This is a genomic window from Ruania rhizosphaerae (assembly GCF_009805705.1).
Classification (GTDB): Bacteria; Actinomycetota; Actinomycetes; order Actinomycetales; family Beutenbergiaceae; genus Ruania; species Ruania rhizosphaerae.
In genome coordinates this window covers 354,557-376,574 of record NZ_VSMB01000002.1, presented here as the reverse complement: position 1 = coordinate 376,574, position 22,018 = coordinate 354,557, and the positions used below count along the sequence as shown (strand labels likewise).

Genomic DNA, 22,018 nt, shown 5'->3' with positions numbered 1-22,018 from the left:
GAGGTTGCCATCTACACTCGGACCCGTGGACTGGGACTTCGACGGCGAGATCATCTCCTGGCGCGGACCGGCACCATTCTTGTTCGTCGATATCGACCCCGACCTGTCCGAGGACATCAAGTCGGCCGCCAAGGGGCTGGAGTACTGGGGGCAGGTCGCCGTGGAGGCCACCATCGGGCGCACCCGCTTCACCACTGCACTGTTCCCGAAGGACGGGCGGTATCTGCTGCCGGTAAAGGTCGCCGTCCAGCGCGCCGAGGGCGTCGGTGAGGGGGACGTGGTGGCCGTCTGGCTCGCGCTGCGCTACGAACGATGAGCCGGCCCGACCTCGTCCTCACCGAGGAGTTCACCCGCGCCCTCGACCTGCTCGAACGCGGCGAGAACCTATTCCTCACCGGCAAGGCCGGGACGGGTAAGTCCACGCTCATCCGGCACTTCCTGACCACGACCGAGCGCCGGGTGGTGGTCGCCGCACCCACCGGTATCGCCGCCCTGAATGTCGGCGGCTACACCATCCACCGCCTGCTCAGCCTGACCTCCACCACCACCGTCGAGGAGGTCCGCACCGGCCGCTACCGCCCGGGCCGGTTCGCCAAGGCGCTCGCCTCCCTGGACACCCTCATCATCGACGAGGCCTCCATGGTGCGGGCGGACCTGTTCGACATGCTGACTGCTGCGCTGGAACGCTTCGGACCCCGGCCCGGCACGCCCCTGGGAGGTGTGCAACTGGTGCTGGTGGGCGACCTGCACCAGCTCCCGCCCGTGGTGACCGAGGGTGAGGCGGACTTCTTCGCCACCCGGTATGCCACGCCGTACTTCTTCTCCGCCGACTCCTACGACCAGTTCCCGACCGTCGAGCTGACCACCGTCTTCCGCCAGCTCGGCGACGACCGCCTCACCGGCATCCTGAACGCGATCCGCGAGGGTGTACTCCTCGGGCACGCCATGGACGAACTCAACTCCCGCACCGATCGCGAGTTCGAACCGCCCGAGCACGAGTTCTGGCTCACACTCACCCCCACCAACCGGCTCGCCACCTCGCGCAACAACGCCCGGCTCGCCCATCTCGACACCCCCGAGCACGTCAGCACCGCCACCCAGAGCGGCGACCTCACCACGCTCGACCCACCGGCCGACGCCACTCTCCGGTTCAAGGAGGGCGCCCAGGTGATGATGCTCACCAACGACCCCGGCGACCGGTGGGTGAACGGCACGATCGGCCGGATCGAGCACGTCGAGAGTGGTGACTCAGGAGACTCGGGTGATCTGACGGTGGTGGTCGTATTCACCGACGGATCCGCTGCCGAGGTCCGACCGTTCACCTGGGAGGCCACCCGCCCGGTGGTCGAATCCGGCGCACTCCGGCACGAGGTGGTCGGCACCTTCACCCAGCTGCCGTTCCGCCTCGCCTGGGCGATCACGATCCACAAGAGCCAGGGCCAGACCCTCGACCGGGTGGTGGTCGACCTGACCGGTGGCACCTTCTCCGACGGTCAGGTGTATGTGGCACTCAGCCGCTGCACGTCGATGGCCGGGCTGGTGCTGCGCCGGCCCGTGTTCGCCAAGGACCTCAAGACCGACCGCCGGATCACCCGCTTCCTCCGTTCTGCCAGGCCCACGACGGCGCAGGCTCAGTTCTGCGGGATCGGCATGCTCACCGTGGGGGAGGAGGGCCGGATGTCACGGCCCCGGCCGGTGGAAATCGCCGTCGCCTTCTCCGACGGGACCGCCCTGAGCACCCTGGTCAACCCGCAACGTGACCTGGCCGATGCGCGCCTCCGATACGCGATCACGACGGCGGACGTCGCCCTCGCGCCGACCCTCGCCGAGGCCTGGGCGCTCCTGGCGCCGGTACTCGACGGCTGCACGCCGGTCGGTCCCGGGATCGACGAGACGATGGCGTTGCTGGACTTCGAGCTCAAGCGCCTGGGGGTGGTGGTGCCGCTACCGCTGGGTGTTGCGGCCTCCGCGGACGGGGAAGCGCCTGCCGACGGGGGCGGGCCCGGCAACCGCGGTGGAAGCCGGGCAGCCGCCGGCCGAGTCAGTGGGTCTGGCCAGAGCGAGTCTGCGCTCGACCTGGCGCGTGCGGCGCTCGCCGCGCTCACCGCTCCCGCGGACGCCGTCGATGCGTTCACCGATCCCTCCGGCTCCGACCTGGAGTCGGCTGGGGTGGGCTACCTGCTCACCCGCGATCCGGACGTGCCGGCGCCGCGCCCGTCTCACCTGCCCGGGCTGGCTGACCTGCTCGCCGTCAGTGGCCCCGTCTCGCGGGTCTTGCTCGGTGGCGAGGTGCCACTGGATGGTGGTCATGAGGGGGGTGAGGCGACAGGGGATGGCACCTCGGTCGTGACAGAGCGGCCAGCGGCGATCACCGGCCCCACCGTGGCCGTCGCCCGGGCCCAGGTGCTGGCTGCCGCGGGCCGGGTGGAGGCCACCGCTGCCGTGCTCGACCGGTTGCGCAGGCTCGAGCCCCTGCTCGGCCCCGGGATCGCGGACACGGTCTCGGCGAACGCACCGGACGCCGTCGAGGTGGCTGACGTGCTGCACCCCGAGGCCAGGGTGTGCTTCACCGGAGAGGTGCTGACACCGTCGGGACACGCGCTCGCACGGGGTGAGATGGAAGCGCTGGCCGTGGCCGCGGGGCTGCGCCCGGTGCCCTCGGTCACCAAGACGCGCACGGACGTGCTGGTGACTGCGGAGCCCGGCACACAGTCCGGGAAAGCGCGGAAGGCGCGCGAGTACGGCAAGGTCGTCATCGACGCCGAAGACTTCCTGCGCTGGCTCGGTGATCGGGGTGTGCCCGTTCCGTCGTGATGCGCGGCTGCCTACGATCGGATCATGACGACGACGGCTCAGCTGCGCCGAGCGGCTCTGGATCTTCCCGAAGCCGAGGAGGAGACGCACGGCGGGATGCCCGCGTTCAGCGTCCGCGGGACGATCTTCGCGAGTGCACACGGTGACGAAGCTGAGCTTCGGCTCCCGGCCGATGCCGTCCGGGAGGTGGCCGGGGCCCTGTCCGGCAGCGCTCCGATGACGCGCGGCCCGTTCGTGACCGGGGTGCGTGTGCCGCTCGCCGCCGTGAACGGGCAGGAGCTGAATGCCCTGGTGGCCCGCGCCTGGCGGCACTGCGCGCCGGTGGATCTGGGCGAGTGCTACGATGCCGCCCTGGCGGGAACGGCCGCGACAGACCTGCCCGCCATCGGCAAGCCCGCCACCCGGGCGCTCGCGGCCGCCGGGATCACCACGCTGGATCAGGTGGCCACGCGCTCCGAGGCAGAGCTGCTGGCCATGCACGGCGTCGGGCCGAAGGCGGTGCGGATCCTCGGTGAGGCGCTGGCCGAACGCGGGTCGTCCTTCGCCCCATCTCCGGCGACCTGACCGAACCGGCCCCGCTGCTCCCGGGACGCCTCGCCCCGCATCACGGAGCCGCATAGTCTCGGAGTCGCTCCAACCGTGACAGCCATTGCACGTCGCGGCGGATATTGCCTCGTGGCGTCGTGCCTGACGGTCCTACTGTCGCCACCATGACCGTTCGCCTGCACCGCTCGCCGTCCCTCGCCGTCGCTGACTACGCCTACGCGGCATCCGTGCCCGCCACGGCCCGCCTGGTCCATCTGGCCGGCGCGTGCCCGCTCGACCCGGAAGGCACCACGATCGCGCCCGGGGACTACGAAGCCCAGGCCCACGCCGTCGTGGTGAACCTGCGTCAGGCTCTGGCGGATCTGGGCGCGGACCTGACGGACATCGTCTCCCACCGCGTGCTCGTGGCCTCCTCGAACCAGGCTGACCTGGTCCGGGTGTGGGACGTCGTCCGGACCGCGTTCGGCGACCACGACGTGCCCTCGACACTCATGGGGGTGACTGTGCTCGGCTACCCCGGCCAGGTTGTCGAGGTCGAGGCCGTGGCGGTGCTTCCTCAGACGCCGCTGCCTTCAGACGGTGTGTTCGACGACGCCCGACTCGCTGCCGTGTACGACGCGTTGGACCCGGACCGGTCTGATCTGAACCTCTACGTGGACATCGCACAGGAGCTGGGCGCGCGATCAGTGCTCGACGTGGGCTGCGGCACCGGCACGCTCGCCACCGTGCTCGCCGGCCGGGGATGCGACGTCGTCGGCGTGGACCCCGCGGGTGCCTCGCTGGACGTGGCACGCCGCAAGCCGCACGCGGACCGGGTGACGTGGCTTCACGGCGACGCCGCCGCCGCGGCGCGGGAGATCCCCGGCCCGGGTGCCGATCTCGCCGTGATGACCGGCAATGTGGCGCAGGTGTTCGTCACGGATGAGGCATGGGAGGCGAACCTGCGGGCGATCGCCTCGCTGCTACGGCCCGGCGGATATCTGGTGTTCGAGACGCGCATCCCCGAACGCCGGGCCTGGGAGTCGTGGAACGCCCGCGACTCCCTTGTTTCCGCCGACGTGCCCGGGATCGGCCGGGTCGAGTCCTGGCACGAGCTGCTCGACGTACGCGCCGAGACGGTCACCTTCCGCAACCACACACGATTCGCCGACGGAGTCACGATCCCGGCCGAGTCCACGCTGCGATTCCGTAGCCGTGAGCAGGTGACGACGTCACTTGCCCGTTGCGGCTTCCTGGTCCGCGAGGTGCGCGACGCCCCGGATCGTCCCGGCAAGGAGTACGTCGTCCTCGCGCAGCGGGTGGAGTGACTCCTGGAAGGCGCTTGCCTGACGGCGGAGCTTCCATTACGGTGCGAGTGAGCAATTTTCACCTAGGTAACGGAGCCATGAAAATGAATCTCACAGCATCACGTCGGACCTTCCTGGTCGGTGCCGCGGCAGCACTCGCCGCTGCTGGCACGATCGGCACCAGCACCTCGGCCCGTGCGGCCGAACCGTTCGATGGGCTGGTCGATCGGCGTCGCGAGTTCCTGACCGGCGGCGATGTCGCCGCGACCCACCCTGAGCTCGCGCAGAAACGGCAGACGATCGACGCGGAGGCCAGCGACCTGATCGCCACCTTCAACCGCGCATCGGGCCGGCGGTACCTGTGGCCGGACCTGCCGATCAACGGGGCGTCGAACACCGCCGAGGTCGGGAACATGGGAGTCACGGCCAACCGGATCACCACCCTTGCCACGGCTTGGGCTTCCGGTGGCAGCGAGTACTACCAGGACCCCGACCTCCTGTCCGATCTCCAAGGTGCTCTCTGGTTCCTCTCCGGCCAGTACCGTGCCGGCCGCAGCCGCCCCGGCAACTGGTGGTTCTGGGAGATCGGCCTCCCGCGCCGCGTGGCCGACACCCTGATCCTGCTCGGCGAGAACGCCCCGGACGAGGTGGTCGACCTGCTGCTGGCCGCGGTCCGGTTCCACGCCCCGGATCCGAACGTCCGGCGGGACTACACCTGGCTGAAGGAGACCGGCGCGAACCGGGTGGACAAGGCGCTTTCGTGCATCATGCGCGGACTGATCGATGAGGACGAAGCCGACGTCATCCTCGGCCGCGACGCTCTCTCCGACGTTGCCGGCGGGGGCGCGAACAGCGTGTTCGGGCGTGTCAGCTCCGGGGACGGCTTCTACGATGACGGTTCCTTCATCCAGCACGGGTACCTGCCCTACTCCGGCACCTACGGTGGGGTCGCGATCACCGGCGTGGCCGAGGTGCTGGCGCTCCTCGCCGGAAGCCAGTGGGCAGTGAGCGACCCGCAGGTGAACAACCTGTTCGAATCCATCGACCTCACCTTCGCGCCCTTCCAGTGGGACGTGCGCACCATGGACACCACCCGCGGCCGGGCGGTCTCACGCCAGCAGGGGCAGGACTTCCACTCCGGCTTCGCCATCGCCTCGGCCATCCTCGTACTCGCCGACTCCGCTCCGGCAGCCGACGCGGCGCGCTACCGGGCGATGGTGAAGGGATGGCTGGACCGGACCGAGGACCAGCCGTTGGCGACCAACAACCAGACCCTGGCGGCTACGGCCCGTAGTCTCGCCGTCGTCGAGGATGAAGCGATCACGGCGGCGGAGCCTCGTGTGGGCACCACCAACACCTACGAGCAGGAGCGCATCGTCCACCACCGCGGCGAGTGGGCCGCCGTCGTGAACACGTCCTCGGCCCGGATCGGGCGGTACGAGTGGGGCAACCGGGAGAACAACCTCGGCTGGTACCAGGGCGACGGCATGATGTTCCTGTACCACCGTGAGGACTCGGCGCAGTACTCCGCCGACTTCTGGCCTACTGTCGACCCGTACGCCCTGCCGGGGATCACCGTGACCGGGGAGGAGCGGACCTCCGGCCTCGGTGACGGTACCGGTATCCCGCGCGCTCAGAACTCCTACGCCGGTGGTCTCACCGTCGCCGGGGAGATGGGCACCACCGCGATGAACCTGCGGAACTTCTCCGGCAACCTGCGCGCGAACAAGTCCTGGTTCTACCTGGAGGACCGGATCGTCTGCGTCGGATCGGGTATCACCGACTCCTCCGGAACGGGAGCGCGCACGATCGCCGAGAACCGGTCCTTCCCGGTCGGGCAGATCCCAGCCGTTCAGGTCGACGGCGACGCCGTGGTGCTCACCGACACCCCGCTGCCGGCCACGGCGGTGCACGTGGCCGGGCATGCCGGTATCGTCGCGCTCGCCACTGAGGACACTGAGGACACTGAGGACACTGAGAACGCTGCGGGTGCCGCGCTCACCTGGCAGGTGCGGTCCGAACGTCGCACCGGTACCTGGAAGACCATCAACGACGGCTCCGACACCGGTGGGACCGACGAGGAGGTCAGCCGCGACTACGTGCGGATCGAACGCGAACACACCGGCGACGGTGACTGGTACGCCTACCAGATCCTCCCGCTCGCGGACGCCCGGACCACGGCGGACGAGGCGGAGCGGCCAGGGGTCGCCGTCGTGCTCGCCGAGCCGGCCGCGCACCTGGTGCAGGCCGGCGACGGGACCCGCATGGGCCACTTCTTCGAGGCAGGAACCCATGGCGGGTACACCGTCAGCGGGCCGTGCGCGGTCGGTCACCGGCAGACCCCGCCCCCGCACAGCAACGCCAACCGACGCGCCAAGCGTCAGGTCGAGGTGGTCGTGGCGCAGCCGACGAAGGCCGGCGGCATGCTCACGGTCGAGTTGCCGATCGAGGTGCCCGACGCCGTCATCGAGGCGGATGAGTCGGTGACGGTAGTCTCCACGGCCCCGCTGGTGCTCTCGGTCGACGCCGACGTGCGCCGCGGCGGCGAGCACCGGGTGAAGTTCGCGAGCCGCTGACCGGGTAGGCGCCCACACGAAGAAATCCCTCGTCGATCTGGTCACCAGATCGACGAGGGATTTCTGTTGTGCGTCGCCTCAGCCGGCGTCAGCCCGGCGCAGCCTCACGGCTACGTGAGCCTGCGGAGCGAGGTCGGTCACGCCGTCAGCGTGGCGATCACCCGGTTGAACGTCTCCGACGGACGCATGACGGCGGAGGCCTTGGCGTCGTCGGGGCGGTAGTAGCCGCCGATGTCCGCGGGCTCTCCCTGCACGGCGAGCAGCTCGGCCGTGATCGCCTCTTCGTTCTCCTTCAGTGCCGCGGCGACCTCCGCGAACCCGGCGGCCAGCTCGGCGTCCTCGGTCTGTCCGGCCAGCTCCTGCGCCCAGTACAGGGCGAGGTAGAAGTGGCTGCCACGGTTGTCGATCTCACCGGCCTTGCGGCTGGGGGACTTGTTCTCGTCCAGGAACGTGGCCGTCGCGCGCGAGAGCGTGTCGGCCAGCGCCTTCGCGCGGGCGTTGCTCGTGGTGGTGCCGAGGTGGTCGAAGCTCTCGGCCAGCGCGAGGAACTCACCGAGGCTGTCCCAGCGCAGGTGGTTCTCCTCCACGAGCTGCTGCACATGCTTCGGTGCGGAGCCGCCCGCGCCGGTCTCGAACAGGCCACCGCCGTTGATCAGCGGTACCACCGAGAGCATCTTGGCGCTGGTTCCCAGCTCCAGGATCGGGAACAGGTCGGTCAGGTAGTCCCGGAGCACGTTCCCGGTCACCGAGATGGTGTTCTCGCCGCGGCGGATGCGCTCGAGGGAGAAGCGGGTGGCCTCGACCGGGGACATGATCTCGATTCGGAGACCGTCGGTGTCATGGTCGTCGAGGTACTGCTCGACCTTGGCGATGAGGTTGCGGTCGTGCGCGCGGGTCTCGTCCAGCCAGAACACGGCCGGGTCGCCGGTGGCCCGGGCGCGGGTGACGGCGAGCTTGACCCAGTCGCGGATCGGCACGTCCTTGGTCTGGCAGGCGCGCCAGATGTCACCGGGGGAGACCTCGTGGCTGAGCAGCACCTCACCGGCGGCGTTCACGACCTCGACGCGACCGGCGGTGTCGATCTCGAAGGTCTTGTCGTGGCTGCCGTACTCCTCGGCCTTCTGCGCCATCAGGCCGACGTTGGGCACCGAGCCCATGGTGGTCGGGTCGAAGGCGCCGTGCGCGCGGCAGTCCTCGATCACGGCCTGGTACACGCCGGCGTAGGAGGAGTCGGGAATGATCGCGAGGGTGTCCTGCTCGGCGTCGTCGGCGTTCCACATGTGGCCGGAGGTGCGGATCATGGCTGGCATGGAGGCGTCCACGATCACATCGCTGGGCACGTGCAGATTCGTGATGCCCTTGTGGGAGTTCACCATCGCCAGGGCAGGGCCCTCGGCCAAACCCTTCTCGACGGCGTCCCTCACCTGCTCGGCGACGTTCGCCTCGAGCGCATCGAGCCCGGAGAGGATGGCGCCGAGGCCGTCGTTCGGGCTCAGGCCCGCGGCCTCGAGCTGCTCACCGTGGGTGGCGAAGAGCTCCGGCAGGAAGGCCCGGACGGCGTGACCGAAGATGATCGGGTCGGAGACCTTCATCATGGTGGCCTTCAGGTGGAGGGAGAACAGGACGCCCTCATCCTTCGCGCGCTGGATCTGTGCCGCCAGGAAGGCGTCCAGCGCCTCGGCGCGCATCACCGTGCTGTCGACGAGCTCGCCGGCGAGCACCGGGACGGACTGCTTGAGGACCGTTTCGCTGCCGTCGGTCGCGCGGTGGCGGATGGTGAGGGTGTCATCGGCCCCGATGACGACGGACTGCTCGTTCGAGCGGAAGTCGTCTGCACCCATGGTGGCGACGTTCGTCTTCGAGTCGGCGCTCCAGGCGCCCATACGGTGCGGGTTCTTGCGCGCGTACTCCTTGACGGCCATCGGGGCGCGACGGTCGGAGTTTCCTTCACGCAGGACCGGGTTGACCGCGCTGCCCTTGACCTTGTCGTAGCGCGCGCGGGTGTCCTTCTCCTGCTCCGTCTTGGGCTCGTCCGGATAGTCGGGCAGGTCGAAACCCTGCTGCTGGAGCTCGGCCACCGCGGCCTTGAGCTGGGGGACCGAGGCGCTGATGTTGGGCAACTTGATGATGTTCGCCTCGGGCGTCTTGGCGAGTGCCCCGAGCTCGGCAAGCGCGTCGCCCTGCTGCTGCTCGGCGGGGAGGACGTCGTTGAAGGCGGCGATGATGCGGCCGGAGAGCGAGATGTCCCGTGTCTCCACCTCCACGCCGGCGGTGGCGGCGTAGGCCTCGATGATCGGCTTGAACGAGTAGGTCGCCAGCAGCGGCGCCTCGTCGGTGTGGGTGTAGATGATGGTCGACATGCGTCAGTGAGTCCCGTCGTGGTGTGGCGCTGATTGCTCGATATCAAGATATCGTCTCTACGGCTCCTGCTGCTCGTCATCGGTGCAGAGGGTGCCGCGTCAGGTGCCACGGATGGGTCCCGATGCCAGCGATCACGTGCCGCGGCCAGCGTGAGTGGCACTGACGTGAGTGGTCCTGATGAGTCCGGCTCCGGCCAGTGGGTCTCGAGCGTTCCTGGCGGTGTCTGTCAAACCGTCGCGGGCGACATTCTCCCGGTGGAGGAATGCTGTGCGCTGTGCACCGGATCTTCGAGCGAGGCGGTCGCGAGGGCATCTCCGGCGGGAATTGATCGTCGCGCGAAATGGCCTGTGCATTCCATCCGTTGTCTCACCCTTCAGAATCGACATCCAATATGTGAGATTGAAGCGTCGTTGTGCGGCTGACCAGGGTCGACGTCCACCGGCAGATTCCAGGGGCTGAGACGAGGTTGGATGTGGGTGCCGGAATACCGTGCCGCCTGGGGGCGGGATTGCGTGAGTAATGGCGGGGTCAATAGGTGGCTATAGACAATCAGGTATCCGTTAGGTAACGATGCGGATACAAGATTGTCATGGGTGGGTCGCCGCACACAGGGGCGTGTGTACAGTTCCCGTTGTCCATGGCGAACGCTCAACTCGTCCGACCCACCAGGTCGATCCGGGCTCAGGCCCGGGGCGAGCAGCCCCCCGCCATCCAAAGGAGGAACTGTGAAGATCAGGCGCATCACCGCCGTCGCTGCCACGTTGGCAGCCAGCGCGCTCGTGCTGAGCGCGTGCGATACCCCCGACACGTCGTCGACCGACAGTGGGCTCGACACCGGCACCGCCGTGACAGTCGGCTGGAACCAGGGGTTCTACGAGTACAACGAGGACAGCGCGACCGGCAACGCGACCGCGAACGCGAACATCCGGTACTTGATGAACGACTACGTGAACTACTACGACGGCGACCTCAACCTCGTCCCGAACGAGTCCTTCGCCTCGTACCAGGTCACCAGCGAGGACCCGCTGACGGTCGAGTACACCTTCACCGACGACGCGTCCTGGTCGGACGGCACCCCGGTGGACGCCACTGACATGCTCCTCAGCTGGGTGGCCCTGAGCGGTCACTTCAACACCGCGGAGTTCGTCCAGTCCTTCGACGACGAGGGCAATGTCGTCTGGCTGTACCCGGAGGACTCCGAGAACGCCGGTGAGGAAGTGCCGCAGGAGGAGATTGAGAACAACGTCTTCTTCAACTTCACCTCCGGCAACATCGGCCTGATCGAGGAGACTCCGACGATCTCCGAGGACGGCAAGACGATCACCTTCGTCTACTCGCAGCCGTTCGCTGACTGGGAGGACAACCTCGACGTTGGCGTGCCGGCCCACGTGGTCGCCATGCACGCCCTCGACATCGAGGACCCGCAGGAGGCCAAGGACGCCTTCGTCGACGCCGTCGTCAACAACGACGCCGAGGCGCTCGCCCCGATCTCGGACTTCTGGAACAACGGTTTCGCCTTCGGCGACACTCTGCCGGAGGACGAGTCGCTGTACCTGTCCAGCGGCCCCTACATCATGACCGACTTCGTGCGCGACCAGTACGTCACCCTGGAGGCGCGCGAAGACTACACCGGCGATCACCAGCCGCAGATCGAGACCATCACGGTCCGCTACAGCGAAGACCCGATGGCGCAGGTCCAGGCCTTGGAGAACGGCGAACTGGACCTCATCTCCCCGCAGGCCAGCGCAGACACCCTGCAGGCCTTGGAAGCCCTCGGTGGGGACTTCGACGTCATCACCGATGACGCCGCGGTCTACGAGCACGTCGACCTGATGTTCACCAACGACGGCCCGTTCGACCCGGCCACCTACGACGGGGACGAGGAGACCGCCCTGGCCGTGCGTCAGGCGTTCCTGAAGCTCATCCCGCGGCAGGACATCGTGGATCGCATCATTTCCCCGCTCAACCCCGAGGCCAACGTCCGGTCCTCCTACACCGCGATTCCCGGGTCGCCGAACTACGATCAGATCGTCGGAGCGAACGGCATGGACGAGCTGTTCCCGCTCGAGCTCGACCGTGAGGGTGCCGCCCAGCTCCTCGAGGACGCCGGGGTGGAGACGCCGATCCAGGTGCGCGTGCTCACTGCGGCCGAGAACGTCCGGCGCCAGGAGCAGCTCGCGCTGATCACCGAGTCCGTCCAGCAGGACGGTCTGTTCGAGATCATCGACGAGTCCAGCGGTGAGTGGGGCTCCCTGCTCGCTGACCCGAGCGGCTACGACGCCTCGATGTTCGGCTGGCAGTCCACCTCCACCGCGGTGAGTGAGTCGGCTGCGAACTTCGAGACCGGCGGCGGGAACAACTTCGGTGACTTCCGCGACGAGCGCGTGGACGAGCTGTACGACGAGCTCGCCGTCACGACCGACGCGGCACGCCAGGCCGAGATCCTCGCCGAGGTCGAGACGATCCTCGTCGAGCAGGGATTTGGTGTCACCCTCTACCAGCACCCGGGTGTGCACGGATTCAACGCCCGCCTGCAGGGTGTGGACCCGATCTCCATCTCCCCGACGATCTTCTGGAACTTCTGGGAGTGGGAGACGGATCTGACCGGCGACGAGGATGGTGAGGACGCAGAGTCCTGATCGCGTCCCTGACGTGACACCTGGGGGTGCCGGCTCCGGCCGGCACCCCCAGGTCTGCCCGCACCGCCCGCAACCGCTCGGTCATCGCCACCCGCGCTGGAGAGAGTCAGCGTAGACTCCCCGCACCTACGGCTGACCGAGCCGCCTGACGAGGTTCCTTCACCCATGCTGACTTTCATCGTGCGCCGCGTGCTGATCGGCATCGGCATCCTGTTCGTGTCGTCGCTGATCATGTATGTCCTGGTCGATTTCACGATCGACCCGCTGGAGGATCTGCGGCTGAGCACCGATCCGAGTAAGGACCTGCAGATCGAGCAGCGGATCGAACTGCTCAATCTGAATGACCCAGTGCTGCTGCGCTACCTGTGGTGGCTGGGTGCCTTCGTCACCGGCGACTTGGGGACCGCATGGACCACCGGTCGCGACGTCGCCGACATCCTGGCCGCCGCGATCGTCTCCACCGTCCAGCTGGTCACCGCCGCCACCGTCCTGGCGATCTTCCTCGGCATCGCGGTGGGGATCGTCTCGGCGCTGCGCCAGTACACGACCTTCGACTACCTCATCACCTTCCTCTCCTTCCTGCTGTACTCGCTGCCCTCCTTCTGGATCGCAGTGCTGCTCAAACAGTGGGGCGCCATCGGGTACAACGACTTCCTGCGTGACCCGGTCATCGCAATACCAGTGATCCTCGGGATCGCCCTCGTCATGGGGTTGGTGTGGTCGCTCGCTTTCGGTGGCGACGTCAGACGACGGCTGACGGTCGGCGCCAGCGCTGCGGGCGTGACCATCGCCGTCCTGCTCTACATCCAACTCACCGACTGGTGGAGCCAGCCGAACATCGGCCCGGTGTTGCTGGCCGTTTCCTCGCTCGCCATCGCACTCGGGGTGACGACCCTCTCCAGCGGGCTGCGCAACCGCCGCGCTCTCTACACCTCCCTCACCGTCGCCGTCCTGGGAATCGCGCTGTGGTACCCGATGCAGTTCGGGTTCTACTACCTCGGCGCCTGGGGCGTGATGAACTGGGCGACGGCCCTCGGGTTGGGCGTGCTTGCGGCTCTCGTCGGCGCCGGGGTGGGCCTGCTGTTCCGGGGGCCGGACTGGCGCATCTCGGCCCGCACCGGTGCGCTGACTGCGGTACCCGTCGCGACACTGATATTCATCGACCGGGTGATGCAGGTCTGGGACGACTACATGGCCTCCAACATCATCCGGGGTCGCCCGATCGCCACCATCGGTGATCGCACTCCGAACCTCGAGGGCGACTTCTGGGTGACGACGCTCGATCAGTACACCCACCTGCTGTTGCCGACCATCTCCCTCATGCTGCTCTCCTTCGCCGGGTACACCCGCTACGCACGCGGCAGCATGCTGGAGGTGATGAACCAGGACTACATCCGCACCGCGCGCGCGAAGGGGCTCACCGAGCGCACGGTCGTGATGCGGCACGGTTTCCGTAACTCGCTCATCCCGATGGCCACGATCGTCCCGATCGACATCATCACGCTCATCGGTGGCGCCATCATCACCGAGAACATCTTCAACCGGCCCGGGATGGGGCAGATGTTCCTGCGCCACCTCGACGAGAACGACATCGAACCAGTGATGGCCTATCTGATCATCGTGGCGTTCCTCGCCATCGTCGCGAATATCGTCGCCGACCTGATCTACGCCGTCCTCGACCCACGGATCCGGGTGAACGCATGACCTCCCAACCTGAACCCACCGAGCAGGCCGAGAATGCCATCGAGCTCAAGGCGGTCGAGGGCAAGTCGCAGGGCAAGATCGTCCGCGAGCGCTTCTTCCACCACCGTGGCGCCATCGTCGCCCTCGTGGCGCTGATCCTGGTGGCACTGCTGTCGCTGACCTCGATCGGGTTCCCCGTCTTCGGCTGGTACGTCGGCGGCTGGTGGCAGTACAATCCGGCCGAGACCATGGCCCTCGAGAACGCCGGCGGTACGCCGACGCTCACGATGCCGTGGAGTGAGGCGGGCTTCGCGATCGGCAACCACCCCTTCGGTCAGGACACCATCGGTCGCGACATCTTCGCCCGCACCATGAAAGGTGTGCAGACCACCATGGTGATCATGGTCGTCGTCGGCGCAGTGGCTACCGTGATCGGCGTGCTCGTCGGCGCCCTCTCCGGGTTCTTCCGCGGATTCACCGACACGCTCCTGATGCGCATCACCGACCTGTTCATCACCATGCCGCTACTGGTGATCGGCGCCGTGCTCGGCAAGCTGGTGGGCTCCGCCAGTGCGGTGCCGCTGGCCCTGGTGCTCGGGGCGATCACCTGGACCACGCTCGCGCGTCTCGTGCGCGGAGAGTTCCTGAGCCTGCGCGAGCGGGAGTTCGTCGACGCCGCCCGGGTGGCAGGCGCCAGCAACTCGCGCATCATCTTCAAGCACATCCTGCCCAACGCGATGGGTGTGATCATCGTGACCGTCACCCTGCTGATGAGTGCGGCCATCCTGCTGGAGGCGGCACTGAGCTACCTGGACTTCGGCATCAAGGAGCCGACGATCTCGCTGGGCCGGATGATCAGCGACTACCAGAGCTCCTTCAGCACCCGTCCCTGGCTGTTCTGGTGGCCCGGCATGTTCATCATCACCATCGTGCTGTGCATCAACTTCATCGGCGACGGCCTCCGGGATGCCTTCGACCCACGGCAGAAGCGCCTCCCCTCCGCCCGCGCCATGGCCAAGGCCACCCGGCGCGAGCACCAGAGCAGTTCGGTGGCGACGTCATGACGGTGCAGGTGAGAGGACGTGAGCCCGGGTTCACCACCCAGGCTGCGCAGCCGCCTGTCGCCTGCTCAGAGCAGGCCAGTGGTGAGCCACGACGCCAGGGCGAGGGCCGCCGTCGTGGGCAGGATCGCAACCTGCGCTCGATTCCAGGTGACCCGCGGGGGAACTGCGCCACGACGGGCGCCACGCAAATGGCCCGCCTCGGCCAGTGCAGCACGACGCTCCCCGATGGCCAGCGCGGCAGCCTCGGCGCCCGATCCGGAGGCGCTGTCGCCGGATCGCCCACGTCGACGGGCGGCCAGACGCGCCCCGGTCCCACTGCTGGCCGGTACCGCCCAGGCGGTCACCGTCAGATCGCCGGCGCGGATCTCCAGCGACCAGCGGGTCTCCGCGGCTGTGAACTCCGGCCACGGCACATGCACGGTGCGCAGGATGTTGACCACCGTGATGCCGCCGTCGGAGACCTCCACCTGGGGTTCCCAGAACAGGGACCACACCAGGGCGAGGACGAGCAGCGCCGTCGGGCCGGTCTGCCACAGCGCGAACGGTCCGTCCAGCACCATCGCATACCCGACCAGCAGCACCCCTGCCGCGCCGATCGCCACGGTGAGCAGGCGACCGACCGGGGACCGGAACGTGAGAGTGGCTCCCATCGCCACATGGTCTCATTCGCCCGTCATCGCGGCCGACACGGCCAGCATGACCAGCACCGTAGGAAGGAGCGTGCCGCGTGAGCACGCAGACAGCCCCGGAGCAGCCCGTGGCCACCGCCGAGCCGATCCTCACGGTGCGCGACCTCAGCGTCGACTTCTTCGTCGAGGGCGAATGGTTCCCGGCCGCCACCGGCGTCTCCTACGACGTCCACCCCGGTGAGGTGCTCGCGATCGTCGGTGAGTCCGGATCCGGTAAATCGCAGTCGTCGATGTCACTGCTGGGCCTGCTCCCGACGAACGGACGCGCCACCGGCAGTGCGAAGCTCGGTGAGACCGAGCTGATCGGCCTGACCGGGGCACCGATGCGGCGGATCCGCGGTAACGAGATGGCCGTGATCTTCCAGGAACCGATGACCGCGCTGAACCCGGTCTACCCGATCGGCTTCCAGATCGTGGAGACACTGCGTACCCACATCGACATGGGGCCGGCTGCCGCCAAGGAACGAGCGATCGAACTCCTCACCCTGGTCGAGATGCCCGACCCGGCCACCCGGTTCAACTCCTACCCGCACCAGCTCTCCGGCGGGCAGCGCCAGCGCGCGATGATCGCCCAGTCGCTGGCGTGCGATCCGAAACTGCTGATCGCCGACGAGCCCACCACGGCGCTCGATGTGACCGTGCAGGCCGAGATCCTCAAGTTGATGCGCGACCTGCGCAACCGCATCGACTCCGGCATCGTGCTTATCACGCACGATATGGGTGTCGTGGCCGATATGGCGGACAAGATCATCGTGATGCGCCGCGGTGAGGTGGTCGAGAGCGGCACGGCCGAGGAGATCTTCTCCCGCCCCCAGCACGAGTACACCAAGGAACTGCTGGGCGCCGTGCCCCACCTGGGCGGCGTGAGTGCCACCGAGGTGCGCGAAGGAGCGCCGGCGGCTCGTCCCGAGCAGCCGGCAGCGGTCACCGGGGAGCCGGTGATGATCGCCGAGGACATGATCATCGAGTACCCCAAGCGCGGACGTACTCCGGCGTTCCGGGCGGTGGACGGCGTCAGCCTCACGATCGGTGCCGGCGAGGTCGTCGGACTGGTGGGGGAGTCCGGATCGGGTAAGACCACCATCGGGCGGGCCGTCGTCGGGTTGCTGCCGGTGACGGGCGGAAGCCTGCGGATCGACGACCGGGACATGGTCGGGATATCGCCGAAGGACCTGCGCGCCCTGCGCAAGCGGGTCGGGATCGTCTTCCAGGATCCGGGTTCCTCGCTGAACCCGCGGCTGCCGATCGGGGAGTCGATCGGGGAGCCGCTGTACCTGCACACCGGGATCAAGGGCGCCGAGCTCACCAAGAAGATCGATGTGCTGCTGGACCAGGTGGAGCTGCCGCGCTCGATGCGCAACCGCTACCCGCACGAGCTCTCCGGCGGTCAGCGCCAGCGGGTGGGTATCGCGCGCGCCCTCAGCCTGGAGCCCACGATCCTGGTGGCCGACGAGCCGACCTCCGCACTTGATGTGTCGGTGCAGGCGAACGTGCTGGAGTTGTTCTCCGAGCTGCAGCGCGAGCACGGGTTCGCCTGCCTGTTCATCAGCCACGACCTGGCCGTGGTGGAGATGCTCTCCAATCGGATCGCGGTGATGCACCACGGCAAGCTCGCCGAGATCGGGTCTACCGCGCAGGTCGTGCACCACCCGCAGGATCCCTACACCCAGCGCCTCATCGCCGCCGTACCGGTTCCCGACCCGGCGGAGCAGAAGGTGCGGCGCGAGCGCCGCGACCAACTGCTCGCCGAGGCTGCTGCCGAGCTGGCGGCGGAGGAGCAGTACGAGGTGCAGCACCGCCGGGGACCGCGCACGGAGCTGTAGCGGCCGGGGAGTCGACCATGCCTCTCTCGCGGTCTGACACACCTTCGGAAGTCTGACCCACCGCCGGCAGGGGGTAGAGGTGGGTCAGACTGCCGGAGGTATGTCAGATGCCAGCCGGGGTGGTGCCTGGGTGGCGGACGTGCGGTGCGGTGATGGCGGTTACCCACGCCGGTCCTGGGCGATCGGCTCCGTGCCAGTACACTGAGGTCCAGCGCCCGGCCGGGCGCGCGTCTGCGCCCGGTCCGCGATCTTGGCGCATTTCCCACCTGAGAGCGACCGCCTGAATGAGTGTGCCCACCCTCGCTTCCCGCACCGACCTGCGCAACGTGGCCATCGTGGCCCACGTCGACCACGGCAAGACCACCCTGGTCGACGCCATGCTCTGGCAGTCCGGTGCCTTCGGCGATCACGACCACGTCGACGAACGAGCGATGGACTCCGGCGATCTGGAGCGGGAGAAGGGGATCACGATCCTCGCCAAGAACACCGCGATCGCCTACTCCGGGCCGTCGGCCGCCTCCACCGGCCATCCGCAGGTCATCATCAACGTGATCGACACACCCGGCCACGCCGACTTCGGTGGCGAGGTCGAGCGCGGCCTGTCGATGGTCGACGGTGTGGTGCTGCTGGTGGACTCCTCCGAGGGTCCGCTGCCGCAGACGCGGTTCGTGCTGCGTAAGGCGCTGGCCGCGCACCTGCCGGTGATCCTCGTGGTCAACAAGGTGGACCGCCCGGACTCACGGATCTCGGAGGTTGTCTCGGAGACCCAGGATCTGCTGCTCTCCCTCGCCTCGGACATGTCCGACGACGTCCCCGACCTGGACCTGGACGCCGTCCTGGACGTTCCGGTCGTCTACGCCTCGGCGAAGGCTGGCCGGGCGAGCGTGACTCAGCCTGGTGACGGCGAGCTGCCGGACTCACCGGACCTGGAGCCGCTGTTCCAGACCGTGCTGGAGAAGATCCCCGCGCCCACCTACGACGCCGACGCACCCCTGCAGGCGCATGTGACCAACCTCGACGCGTCCCCATTCCTGGGCCGGCTGGCGCTGCTGCGTATCCGCGGCGGGACGATCAAGAAGGGCCAGACCGTCGCGTGGGCGCGCAAGGACGGCACTCTGAAGAATGTGCGCATCAGCGAGCTGCTGCGCACCCAGGCGCTCGACCGGGTGCCGGCCGAGTCCGCGAGTGCTGGTGACATCGTGGCCGTGGCCGGGATCGAGGAGATCACGATCGGTGAGACCCTCACGGACCCGGACGACCCGCGCCCGCTGCCGCTGATCACCGTGGACGACCCCGCGATCTCGATGACCATCGGGATCAACACCTCCCCGCTGGCCGGCCGGGTCAAGGGTGCAAAGGTCACCGCGCGACAGGTCAAGGACCGGCTCGATCGCGAGCTCATCGGTAACGTCTCGCTCAAGGTGCTGCCGACCGAGCGTCCGGACGCCTGGGAGGTGCAGGGCCGTGGTGAGCTGGCCTTGGCAATCCTGGTCGAGCAGATGCGCCGCGAGGGCTTCGAGCTGACCGTCGGCAAGCCGCAGGTGGTCACGCGCGAGATCGACGGCAAGCTCTGCGAGCCGATGGAGCGGATGACCATCGATGTTCCGGAGGAGTACCTCGGCGCGGTCACTCAGCTGCTGGCCGCGCGCAAGGGTCGCATGGAGACCATGGTCAACCACGGCACCGGCTGGATTCGGATGGAGTTCGTCGTGCCCGCACGCGGGCTGATCGGGTTCCGCACCCGGTTCCTCACCGACACCCGCGGCACCGGGATCGCGCACTCCATCTCCGAGGGGTACGAGCCGTGGGCCGGCGAGATCGAGTTCCGCACGTCCGGTTCACTGGTGGCCGACCGCGCCGGCGTGGCGACTCCGTTCGCGATGCTGAACCTGCAGGAGCGGGGCTCATTCTTCATCCAGCCCACGTCCGAGGTGTACGAGGGCATGATCGTCGGGGAGAACTCCCGCGGTGACGACATGGACGTCAACATCACCAAGGAGAAGAAGCTCAACAACATCCGCTCCGCCACGGCAGAGTCGTTCGAGAACCTCACTCCGCCGCGCACGCTCACCCTGGAGGAGTCTCTCGAGTTCGCCCGGGACGACGAGTGCGTCGAGGTCACACCCGAGTCGGTGCGCATCCGCAAGGTCATCCTCAACCAGCATGAGCGCACCAAGGCTGCTCGGCGCAAGGTCTGACCGGCAGCCGCGGGCGCCGGGCCTGCGGTCGCCGGTGAGGGCTGAGGTCGCTGGCACGCCCGCGGTGTGCCCCGGCGGCCCGGACGGCCCGGACGGCGCGAGCCCCCTTCAGGGGCCTAATAATCGACCCCTGAACCGCTCAGGGGTCGATTATTAGGCCCGCGGCGGCAGCGCGGAAGGCTGGGATCGCGCGCTGCCGGCAGTCCTGATACCGGCTCGTGACGGCATCGACATCGTGGCGACCATCTGCAGCAGCATGCTGCGCGGTTCGACGCATCTGTGTCGCTCCGGTCAAGTGCGGCCGGTGCAGAACGGACTGCGGCCAGGTGCATGCGATGGAGCACGGCCCGTCCTGAGGGAGGATGGGGTGGTGACTTCCTTCTCGCCGGAGCCGGAGCCGGAGCGGCTGCGCGTGCTCGCCGGCTTCGCCCATCCCGACGATGAAACCCTCACCGGTGGTGGGATCCTCGCCTGGCTCGCCCGTGGGGCCGAGGTGCACGTGGTCACCGCCAACCGGGGTGAGCGCGGTGAGGTGATCCCTGGCGACATCGCCCACCTGGAGGGTGACGGCCCAGCCTTGGCCGAGGTGCGCGTGGCCGAGCTCGCCGGGGCGCTCGATGCGTTGGGCGTGGCGGGCCACACCTTCCTGGACGCTCTTCCGGGGCTCACCGGACGCCGTCGGGAACGCTACACCGACTCCGGGATGCAGTGGGACGGCGACTCCCGCGTACGCGCAATCCCCGACCCCGCCGCCGGGCGCGACGCTCTCACCACGCAGGATTCCGCGGTGGCCGCACGGCTACTGGCTGCGCACATCCGCCGGCTGCGACCCCACCTGGTCCTCTCCGACGAACCGGGTGGAGGTTACGGCCATCCCGATCACATCCGGATGCACGAGCTGATGCGGCGGAGCCTCGAGCTCGCCGCCGAGGAACAGCTCGAACCCATGGCCGACGACGACCCGTGCGCTGATCTTGAGCCCTGGCGTGTGCCTGTGGCCGCCTGGGTGGTGCGGCCGGAATCGTCCGCGCGGGCTGCTGCCGCATGGCTGGCCACGACGCCGTCCCGGCCTCGCCTGACAAGCCTCGGCCGGGCGCTGACGGTTGCTGATCCGGACGCTGAGATGGCGACCATCGTGCGCCCGGATGCGCAGGTGGACCTGGTGGTGGACACCGCTGATGTAGCCGGTCGTGTCGCGGCAGCGATGCGCGCTCATCGTAGTCAGGTCCAGGACGCCCAGTTGCTGGCGGAGATCGACGGCGAATCCGTCGAGGGGTACTCCGAGCGGGGCGGCGCGCTCGGATGGTTCGCCCTGAGCAACGAGGTGCTGCAGCCGTTCACGGCCCACGTGGGTCTGACCGTGGCTCCCGGGTGGGGGAGCACGACCGCGTTGCGCGGTGCGCTCGCGGCAGCTGAGCCGCAGCAGGGGTCCGGTGAGGTCTCTCCCGTGATGGTCCCTGGCGAGGACGCGGAGGAGGTGCCGGCCTGGTACGCGGTGCTGATGCGCGCCTTCACGGCCGTCCTCGGGGTGGTGATGGCAGCCGCCACGACGGCGTTCCACCGGTGGGAGCCTCCGTTCGGCCTGGTCCTGGCTCTTCTGGCGATCGTGGCCTCGGGTACCTTGAGCCGGAGTTTCGCCGACCGGCTCGGGGTGATCGTGCACGCCGTCGCGGTGGCTGCCACGGTGATCGCCCTGGCGTATGTGCGTCCCGGCGGTGATGTGGTCGTCACGGACGAGGCGATCGGCACGATCTGGTTGCTGGGGGCTGTGCTGATGACCGCAGTGCCGGGGTTGCTTCCTGCGAGGTGGTTCCGTGACGGACGTTGAGATGTTCCGGACGGCGATGGCCCGGCTGACCTCCGGCGTTTGCGTGGTGTCCGCCAGGGACCGGTATGACATCGCGATCACGGCGACCTCCGTCGTCTCGGTTTCGCTGGAGCCTCCGACCGTGTTGTTCTGCGTGCACCAGGACTCGAGGTTGCGGGAGGCGCTGGAGTCGGTGACCCGGTGGGCGGTGAGCGTGGTGAGCAGGTCCGGCCGGGCGGAGGCGGAGTGGCTGGCCAGTCCGGGCCGGCCCACGCGCGGGCAGCTTGACCAGGTGGCCTTTCACCGCGGGGAGCACAGCGGCGCGGCGATCCTCGACAGCGCGGCCGCATGGGTGGAGGCCGAGACGGAGTGGATCCAGGAGGCCGGCTCGCACGACGTGGTGGTGGGCAGGGTCTTGGCGTCAGGGACGCAGTCTGACCGTACCGGGGCGCTGGTGCACCGGATGAGCCGGATGATGACGATCGACTGACTGCCACCGCGAGACGTTGTGACCATGCTGTGACCGTTGGGG

At 68.4% G+C, this 22,018-nt stretch carries 14 protein-coding genes; 12 read left to right on the top strand and 2 right to left on the bottom strand.

Annotation, left to right across the window (positions count from 1 at the left end):
* Positions 1–25 precede the first annotated feature (25 nt).
* The 5 genes from FV560_RS05005 to FV560_RS04985 all read left to right on the top strand — a co-directional run bounded on the left by FV560_RS05005 (position 26) and on the right by FV560_RS04985 (position 7,222).
* Positions 26–316, top strand: a complete 291-nt coding sequence (locus FV560_RS05005) for a DUF1905 domain-containing protein (protein ID WP_159620023.1) — start codon at positions 26–28, stop codon at positions 314–316.
* On the top strand, positions 313–2,814 hold the full coding sequence (locus FV560_RS05000) for a DEAD/DEAH box helicase (protein WP_159620021.1): 2,502 nt from the start codon (positions 313–315) through the stop codon (positions 2,812–2,814). Before FV560_RS05005 ends, FV560_RS05000 begins: the two co-directional genes overlap by 4 nt.
* Before the next feature lie 24 nt (positions 2,815–2,838).
* A complete protein-coding gene (locus tag FV560_RS04995; protein ID WP_159620019.1) occupies positions 2,839–3,378 on the top strand; it encodes a helix-hairpin-helix domain-containing protein in 540 nt (179 codons plus the stop codon).
* A gap of 146 nt (positions 3,379–3,524) precedes the next feature.
* A complete protein-coding gene (locus FV560_RS04990) occupies positions 3,525–4,667 on the top strand; it encodes a methyltransferase domain-containing protein (protein WP_338049692.1) in 1,143 nt (380 codons plus the stop codon).
* A gap of 83 nt (positions 4,668–4,750) precedes the next feature.
* Complete coding sequence (locus FV560_RS04985; protein ID WP_159620017.1) at positions 4,751–7,222, top strand: polysaccharide lyase 8 family protein; 2,472 nt, start codon at positions 4,751–4,753, stop codon at positions 7,220–7,222.
* Positions 7,223–7,359: 137 nt separating this feature from the next.
* On the opposite strand, the gene FV560_RS04980 is transcribed toward FV560_RS04985, so the two are convergent.
* The gene (locus tag FV560_RS04980) at positions 7,360–9,582 is read right to left on the bottom strand and encodes an NADP-dependent isocitrate dehydrogenase (RefSeq protein WP_159620015.1); all 2,223 of its coding nucleotides are present in this window, start codon (positions 9,580–9,582) and stop codon (positions 7,360–7,362) included.
* A gap of 726 nt (positions 9,583–10,308) precedes the next feature.
* On the opposite strand from FV560_RS04980, the gene FV560_RS04975 reads away from it, so the two are divergent.
* From FV560_RS04975 to FV560_RS04965, 3 genes are all read left to right on the top strand, one after another.
* Complete coding sequence (locus FV560_RS04975) at positions 10,309–12,222, top strand: ABC transporter family substrate-binding protein (protein WP_159620013.1); 1,914 nt, start codon at positions 10,309–10,311, stop codon at positions 12,220–12,222.
* A 165-nt stretch (positions 12,223–12,387) separates the two neighbouring features.
* Entirely contained in the window at positions 12,388–13,926 is a 1,539-nt protein-coding gene (locus FV560_RS04970; RefSeq protein WP_159620011.1) for an ABC transporter permease, read from the top strand.
* Complete coding sequence (locus tag FV560_RS04965) at positions 13,923–14,969, top strand: ABC transporter permease (RefSeq protein WP_159620009.1); 1,047 nt, start codon at positions 13,923–13,925, stop codon at positions 14,967–14,969. The genes FV560_RS04970 and FV560_RS04965 overlap by 4 nt, the downstream gene beginning before the upstream one ends.
* Positions 14,970–15,034: 65 nt before the next feature.
* Here FV560_RS04965 and FV560_RS04960 read toward each other — a convergent pair whose 3' ends face one another.
* Positions 15,035–15,619: a PH domain-containing protein gene (locus FV560_RS04960; protein ID WP_159620007.1), complete on the bottom strand. Its 585-nt coding sequence runs from the start codon at positions 15,617–15,619 to the stop codon at positions 15,035–15,037.
* 77 nt (positions 15,620–15,696) lie between these two features.
* Between FV560_RS04960 and FV560_RS04955 the strand changes: the two genes are divergently transcribed.
* The 4 genes from FV560_RS04955 (at position 15,697) to FV560_RS04940 (ending at position 21,976) form a co-directional block, all read left to right on the top strand.
* Positions 15,697–17,481, top strand: coding sequence for an ABC transporter ATP-binding protein (locus FV560_RS04955; protein WP_235019933.1), 1,785 nt, complete (start codon positions 15,697–15,699; stop codon positions 17,479–17,481).
* 284 nt (positions 17,482–17,765) lie between these two features.
* Positions 17,766–19,679, top strand: coding sequence for a translational GTPase TypA (typA, locus tag FV560_RS04950; protein ID WP_159620005.1), 1,914 nt, complete (start codon positions 17,766–17,768; stop codon positions 19,677–19,679).
* A gap of 370 nt (positions 19,680–20,049) precedes the next feature.
* Positions 20,050–21,507, top strand: a complete 1,458-nt coding sequence (locus tag FV560_RS04945; RefSeq protein WP_159620003.1) for a PIG-L family deacetylase — start codon at positions 20,050–20,052, stop codon at positions 21,505–21,507.
* On the top strand, positions 21,494–21,976 hold the full coding sequence (locus tag FV560_RS04940) for a flavin reductase family protein (RefSeq protein ID WP_159620001.1): 483 nt from the start codon (positions 21,494–21,496) through the stop codon (positions 21,974–21,976). Before FV560_RS04945 ends, FV560_RS04940 begins: the two co-directional genes overlap by 14 nt.
* Positions 21,977–22,018: the final 42 nt, after the last annotated feature.

What these genes read in the sequence shown, in the direction of transcription:
- FV560_RS05000 (WP_159620021.1), top strand. Translation starts at nt 313, where the DNA reads ATGAGCCGGCCCGACCTCGTCCTCACCGAGGAGTTCACCCGCGCCCTC.
- FV560_RS04995 (WP_159620019.1), top strand. Translation starts at nt 2,839, where the DNA reads ATGACGACGACGGCTCAGCTGCGCCGAGCGGCTCTGGATCTTCCCGAA.
- FV560_RS04990 (WP_338049692.1), top strand. Translation starts at nt 3,525, where the DNA reads ATGACCGTTCGCCTGCACCGCTCGCCGTCCCTCGCCGTCGCTGACTAC.
- FV560_RS04985 (WP_159620017.1), top strand. Translation starts at nt 4,751, where the DNA reads ATGAATCTCACAGCATCACGTCGGACCTTCCTGGTCGGTGCCGCGGCA.
- FV560_RS04980 (WP_159620015.1), bottom strand. Translation starts at nt 9,582, where the DNA reads ATGTCGACCATCATCTACACCCACACCGACGAGGCGCCGCTGCTGGCG.
- FV560_RS04970 (WP_159620011.1), top strand. Translation starts at nt 12,388, where the DNA reads ATGCTGACTTTCATCGTGCGCCGCGTGCTGATCGGCATCGGCATCCTG.
- FV560_RS04965 (WP_159620009.1), top strand. Translation starts at nt 13,923, where the DNA reads ATGACCTCCCAACCTGAACCCACCGAGCAGGCCGAGAATGCCATCGAG.
- FV560_RS04960 (WP_159620007.1), bottom strand. Translation starts at nt 15,619, where the DNA reads ATGGGAGCCACTCTCACGTTCCGGTCCCCGGTCGGTCGCCTGCTCACC.
- typA (WP_159620005.1), top strand. Translation starts at nt 17,766, where the DNA reads ATGAGTGTGCCCACCCTCGCTTCCCGCACCGACCTGCGCAACGTGGCC.